Source organism: Pseudomonas sp. JV245A, from assembly GCF_032424515.1.
Taxonomy (GTDB): domain Bacteria; phylum Pseudomonadota; class Gammaproteobacteria; order Pseudomonadales; family Pseudomonadaceae; genus Aquipseudomonas; species Aquipseudomonas protegens.
This window is the reverse complement of record NZ_VYKE01000225.1, coordinates 1-5,687: the sequence shown is the minus strand read 5'-3', so window position 1 is coordinate 5,687 and position 5,687 is coordinate 1. Positions and strand designations below refer to the sequence as shown.

The 5,687-nt window shown below is 59.1% G+C and carries 6 protein-coding genes; 2 read left to right on the top strand and 4 right to left on the bottom strand.

What is annotated here, in order from left to right; translation table 11 throughout:
- The 4 genes from F6S12_RS29215 to F6S12_RS29200 all read right to left on the bottom strand — a co-directional run.
- Positions 1-169 (bottom strand): NAD(P)(+) transhydrogenase (Re/Si-specific) subunit beta (locus F6S12_RS29215; RefSeq protein WP_315869649.1); only part of this gene is annotated, 169 nt, incomplete at its 3' end.
- Positions 169-492 carry an NAD(P) transhydrogenase subunit alpha gene (locus F6S12_RS29210; RefSeq protein ID WP_005783507.1) on the bottom strand — a complete coding sequence of 108 codons (324 nt, stop codon included), beginning with the start codon at positions 490-492 and terminating at the stop codon, positions 169-171. The genes F6S12_RS29210 and F6S12_RS29215, both read right to left, overlap by 1 nt.
- A 15-nt stretch (positions 493-507) precedes the next feature.
- Positions 508-1,629 (bottom strand): Re/Si-specific NAD(P)(+) transhydrogenase subunit alpha, encoded by a 1,122-nt coding sequence (locus tag F6S12_RS29205; RefSeq protein WP_041115030.1) that lies wholly within the window; start codon positions 1,627-1,629, stop codon positions 508-510.
- A 451-nt stretch (positions 1,630-2,080) separates the two neighbouring features.
- Positions 2,081-2,980, bottom strand: coding sequence for a LysR family transcriptional regulator (locus F6S12_RS29200; RefSeq protein WP_019095631.1), 900 nt, complete (start codon positions 2,978-2,980; stop codon positions 2,081-2,083).
- Positions 2,981-3,139: 159 nt separating this feature from the next.
- Here F6S12_RS29200 and F6S12_RS29195 point away from each other — a divergent pair, with 159 nt between their 5' ends.
- Both F6S12_RS29195 and F6S12_RS29190 read left to right on the top strand, forming a co-directional pair.
- Positions 3,140-4,321: an acyl-CoA dehydrogenase gene (locus F6S12_RS29195; RefSeq protein ID WP_077933165.1), complete on the top strand. Its 1,182-nt coding sequence runs from the start codon at positions 3,140-3,142 to the stop codon at positions 4,319-4,321.
- Between the two features lie 13 nt (positions 4,322-4,334).
- The gene (locus F6S12_RS29190; protein WP_169892293.1) at positions 4,335-5,555 is read left to right on the top strand and encodes a CaiB/BaiF CoA transferase family protein; all 1,221 of its coding nucleotides are present in this window, start codon (positions 4,335-4,337) and stop codon (positions 5,553-5,555) included.
- Positions 5,556-5,687 lie beyond the last annotated feature (132 nt).

Here is a 5,687-nt window from a genome sequence, read left to right as displayed (position 1 = left end):
CGCCCAGCTTATAGATGAGGCCGATGGTGGTCAGTACCGCCAGGGCCATGCCCAGCATGCCGAACAGGTTGCCGCGTCGGGACGTGGTCGGGTGCGAAAGGCCCTTGAGCGCCTGGATAAAGCACACCGAGGCGATCAGGTAGAGGGTTGTTACCAGGTTCATGCTCATTATTTCTGCACCTCTTCTTTCACGGCTTTGGGCGCTTTCTTCTTGAACATTTCCAGCATGCGACGGGTGACCAGGAAGCCGCCGAACACATTGACCGCAGCCAGGGCCACGGCCAGGGTGCCCATGGTCTTGCCCAACGGGGTCACGGTCAGGGCGGCAGCCAGCATGGCGCCGACGATGACGATCGCGGAAATGGCGTTGGTCACTGCCATCAGGGGGGTGTGCAGTGCGGGTGTAACGTTCCAGACCACGTGGTAACCGACATAGATCGCCAGCACGAAGATGATCAGGTTGTAGATACCGGGGGAGATAAGCTCTTCCATCGTCTGAATCCCTGCTTAGGCGTTTTTGCGGATGACTTGGCCGTCGCGGCACATCAGGCACGCGGCGACGATGTCGTCTTCGAGGTTGACTTCGAACTGCCCTTCTTTGGTGAAGACAAGCTTCAGGAAGTCCAGCAGGTTGCGCGCATACAGCGCCGAGGCGTCGGCAGCCACTGCCCCGGCCAGATTGGTCGGACCGACGATGGTCACGCCGTGCTCGACTACGACCTGGTCAGCCACAGTCAGTGGGCAGTTGCCGCCCTGAGCGGCTGCCAGGTCGATGACCACCGAACCGGGCTTCATCTGGGCCACGGTATCGGCGCTCAGCAGGGTCGGTGCCTTGCGGCCCGGAATCAGCGCGGTGGTGATGACGATATCGGCCTGTTTGGCGCGTTCGTGCACGGCCTGAGCCTGGCGCTGCATCCAGCTGGCCGGCATGGGGCGCGCGTAACCGCCGACACCGACGGCGCACTCGCGCTCTTCGTCAGTCTCGTAAGGCACGTCGACGAATTTGGCGCCCAGGGATTCGATCTGCTCCTTCACTGCCGGACGCACGTCCGAAGCTTCGATCACCGCACCCAGGCGCTTGGCCGTGGCGATGGCCTGCAGGCCGGCAACACCGGCGCCGAGAATCAGCACCCGGGCAGCCTTCACCGTACCGGCGGCGGTCATCAGCATCGGCATGAAGCGCGGATAGTAGTGGGCAGCCAGCAGCACGGCCTTGTAGCCGGCGATGTTGGCCTGGGACGACAGCACGTCCAGGCTCTGGGCCCGGGAGGTGCGGGGTGCGGCCTCCAGGGCGAAGGCGGTGATCCCGCGCTCGGCCAGCTTGGCGATGGTTTCATTGCTGAACGGATTGAGCATGCCCACCAGCACGGTGCCGCTCTTGATCAGCGCCAGTTCGCTGTCGCTGGGCGCCACGACCTTGAGAATCAGCTCGGCGCCAAAGGCATCGTTGGCGCTGCCAATGGTGGCTCCTGCCGCTTCATAGGCACTGTCGACCACGCTGGCGTTAATGCCGGCGCCGCTTTGCACAGTGACTTTATGACCCTGGCCGATCAGCTTCTTGATGGTTTCCGGGGTTGCAGCAACCCGTGTTTCACCCGTCTGGGTTTCGAGAGGAACACCAATGTGCACGTCAAATCTCCTGCTTGATCTTATTGCTTTCGATCTTTCTTAGAAGGCCAGCGCACTTCGGAGGGTGCGGCTGGGGCGGCCGATCAGCACGATCCCGCTGAAATCACAGCGGGGCGCGGCATTTTGCAGGCGAACTTTGAGGCCTTCAAGGGATTCTGACTAGTGACGGAAAATTAACTACAAGTCACCCCGTGACCGAATGTCGCAACGTACCAGGTTAAAGCCTTGTAAGCCGTGCCTTTCAAGGCTTTGCTATGGAAAATAAGATTTTTCTCATCTGTGACATGAATAGTCTTACATTGCCTTTGAATAAACCCTACAAGCCGCGTGGTTAGGCGCTTGTAGAACGATTGTTCAAGGTGTCGGTACAGTCTGTGAAAATGCGACAAATAGTTATATCTGTAGGGTTCTGATTTATTTGACTACGGGGTCAGCTATTGGCTGTGAGCCTTTATTTTTCAAGGTTGTAGCTGTTTGCCTGGTTCACCAGCCAGTCGCGAAAAGCCCGTAAAGAGGCCGATTCCACTTTGCGTTCGGGAATCATCAGGTAATACGCCTTGATGCTCGAGAGTGCCTGGGGGTTGGCAATGACCAAGCGTTTTTCGGCCAGCTCGCGCTGGATAAGGAAGGGCGGAATCAAGGCGATACCCATGTCGTGCATGGCTGCCTGGGCGAGCATGGAGAATAGCTCGTAGCGCGGGCCTGTCATGTCGCGGGGGATATTCAGCTGCTGTGAGTTGAACCATTGCCGCCAGGCATAAGGCCGCGTGGTCTGCTGCAGCAGGGGCAGTTCGGCTATGGCCTCGGCGCTCAACTCTTGCTGCTTGCCGAGCATTGCCGGGCTGCACACCGGCATCGGGTTTTCGCCCATCAGCCAGTGAGACTGGGTACCCGACCAATCGGCGTCGCCAAAGTAGATGGCGGCGTCGAAGGGGGTGTCGGCAAAGAGGAAGGGGCGCGTGCGGTTGGTCAGGTTGACCGTGACTTCGGGGTGCTGCTGCTGGAAGTCCTTCAGGCGTGGCAATAACCACTGCGTCCCGAAGGTCGGAACCACCGCCAGTTCGATGACGTTGGCCCCCTGCTGACCCATCACTGAAAGTGTGTCGCGCTCCACTGCGTCCAGTTGTGTGGCGACCCGGCGGCTGTAGGACAGCCCGGCCTCAGTGAGCTTGACGCCCCGTCGTGAACGCCGGAAAAGTTCCACCCCGAGGAACTCTTCAAGGCTGGCGATCTGTCGGCAGACCGCACCCTGGGTCAGGGAGAGCTCTTGGGCTGCCTTGGTAAAGCTCTCATGACGTGCCGCGGCTTCGAAGCTGATTAAGGCGGTGGTACTGGGGATCTTTCTGCGCATGTACGGCAATCTCACTAATAGATGCTGTAAAAGGCGGTTTAGGCCATTACGAAGTGAGAAATTAGCACAACACTATGCGAAATCCTCGTTTGCCTGGGGGCGCGCCGTAGGCCTAGGATCTGTTCCACGATAGTTGACCTACTTCACGAGGATTCACTCATGGGCGGTAAAGCAAGCTTCAACTGGATCGATCCCCTTCTGCTGGACCAGCAACTCACCGAAGAAGAACGCATGGTCCGCGACAGCGCCGAGCAGTTCGCTCAAGACAAGCTGGCACCACGGGTTCTGGAAGCTTTCCGCCATGAGAAGACCGACCCGGCCATCTTCCGGGAAATGGGTGAAGTCGGCCTGTTGGGCGCTACCATTCCTGAGCAGTACGGCGGCAGCGGCCTTAACTATGTGTGCTATGGCCTGATCGCTCGTGAAGTGGAGCGAGTGGACTCCGGCTACCGCTCGATGATGAGCGTGCAGTCGTCCTTGGTGATGGTGCCGATCAACGAGTTTGGTACCGAGGCGCAAAAGCAGAAGTACCTGCCGAAACTGGCGTCCGGCGAATGGATTGGCTGCTTTGGTCTGACCGAGCCGAACCATGGATCTGACCCGGGTGCGATGATTACTCGTGCACGCAAAGTGGAAGGTGGCTACAGCCTGACTGGTAGCAAGATGTGGATCACCAACAGCCCGATTGCTGATGTATTCGTGGTTTGGGCCAAGGATGATGCCGGCGACATCCGTGGTTTTGTCCTGGAGAAAGGCTGGAAGGGCCTGAGTGCACCGGCGATTCACGGCAAGGTCGGCCTACGGGCCTCGATCACCGGCGAAATCGTCATGGACAACGTGTTCGTGCCGGAAGAGAACATCTTCCCGGATGTGCGTGGGCTCAAAGGACCTTTTACCTGCTTGAACTCGGCGCGTTACGGCATCTCCTGGGGCGCCTTGGGGGCTGCGGAGTTCTGCTGGCACACCGCACGTCAATACACCCTTGATCGCCAGCAGTTCGGTCGTCCTCTGGCGGCAACCCAACTGATCCAGAAGAAGCTGGCGGACATGCAGACCGAAATCACCCTCGCCCTCCAGGGCTGCCTGCGCCTGGGGCGGATGAAGGATGAAGGGACTGCGGCGGTGGAAATCACCTCGATCATGAAGCGCAACTCCTGCGGCAAGTCCCTGGATATCGCGCGCATGGCCCGTGACATGCTGGGCGGCAACGGGATCTCCGATGAGTTCGGTATTGCTCGTCACCTGGTGAACCTGGAAGTGGTCAACACCTACGAAGGTACTCACGACGTGCATGCGCTGATTCTCGGGCGTGCACAAACCGGTATCCAGGCGTTCTATTAATAGGAGAGCGGCCATGGGCGCGTTATCACATCTGCGGGTACTGGATTTATCGCGGGTACTGGCTGGGCCGTGGTCCGGGCAGATCCTTGCGGACCTGGGGGCCGAGGTGATCAAGGTCGAGCGTCCGGGTAATGGTGACGATACACGCGCCTGGGGGCCGCCCTTCCTTAAAGATGCCTATGGCGTGAACACCACGGAGGCTGCCTATTACCTGTCGGCCAACCGTAACAAGCAGTCGGTGACCATCGACTTCACGCGCCCAGAGGGGCAGCAGTTGGTGCGTGAGTTGGCTGCCAAGTCGGATATCGTCATCGAGAACTTCAAGGTAGGTGGGCTGGCGGCTTACGGTCTGGACTATCAGTCGCTCAAGGCCGTCAATCCGCGGCTGATCTATTGCTCTATCACCGGTTTTGGTCAGACCGGGCCCTATGCCAAGCGCGCGGGTTATGACTTCATGATCCAGGGCTTGGGTGGTCTGATGAGTCTGACTGGGCGACCTGAGGGTGATGAGGGGGCTGGGCCGGTAAAAGTGGGGGTGGCCTTGACCGACATCCTTACCGGGCTCTACTCCACTGTGGCGATTCTGGCGGCCCTGGCTCATCGAGATCAGGGGGGCTGTGGTCAGCACATCGATATGGCATTGCTGGATGTCCAGGTCGCTTGCCTGGCCAACCAGGCCATGAACTATCTGACCACAGGGGTCGCTCCCAAGCGTTTGGGTAATGCGCACCCTAATATAGTGCCCTATCAGGATTTTCCGACGGCGGATGGCGACTTCATCCTCACCGTGGGTAATGACGGGCAGTTTCGCAAGTTTGCCGAGGTGGCAGGTCAGCCGCAGTGGGCGGACGATCCTCGGTTTGCCACTAACAAGCTGCGGGTAGCCAATCGGGCGGTGCTGATCCCGCTGATTCGCCAGGCCACGGTGTTCAAGACTACGGCGGAGTGGGTGAGTCAGCTGGAGCTGGCTGGGGTGCCTTGTGGGCCGATCAATGATCTGGCGCAGGTGTTTGCTGATCCACAGGTCGTGGCTCGAGGCCTGGCTGTGGAGCTACCACACGCGTTGGCTGGGATGGTGCCTCAGGTGGCTAGCCCGATTCGTCTTTCGCAAACCCCCGTTGAGTACCGTAACGCCCCTCCTCTATTGGGCGAACATACTGCAGAGGTTCTGCAGCGTGTCTTGGGGATGCGGGTCGAGGCTGTGGACGCCTTGAGGCATTCGCGAGTGGTGTAGCGCTGCCCTTCTATATATAGAGGCGCACCCTGTGCCTCTATATAGTCTTGTAGAAGCACCCTTAGAGGGTTCTTTTGAGCTCATTCATAGAAAATGCAAATTAAGTCTTGACGGCAGATTCTACAGGTCTAT

Excerpts from the sequence above, each read along its gene's own strand:
- F6S12_RS29200 (WP_019095631.1), bottom strand. The coding sequence starts at position 2,980 with ATGCGCAGAAAGATCCCCAGTACCACCGCCTTAATCAGCTTCGAAGCC.
- F6S12_RS29195 (WP_077933165.1), top strand. The coding sequence starts at position 3,140 with ATGGGCGGTAAAGCAAGCTTCAACTGGATCGATCCCCTTCTGCTGGAC.
- F6S12_RS29190 (WP_169892293.1), top strand. The coding sequence starts at position 4,335 with ATGGGCGCGTTATCACATCTGCGGGTACTGGATTTATCGCGGGTACTG.
- F6S12_RS29210 (WP_005783507.1), bottom strand. The coding sequence starts at position 492 with ATGGAAGAGCTTATCTCCCCCGGTATCTACAACCTGATCATCTTCGTG.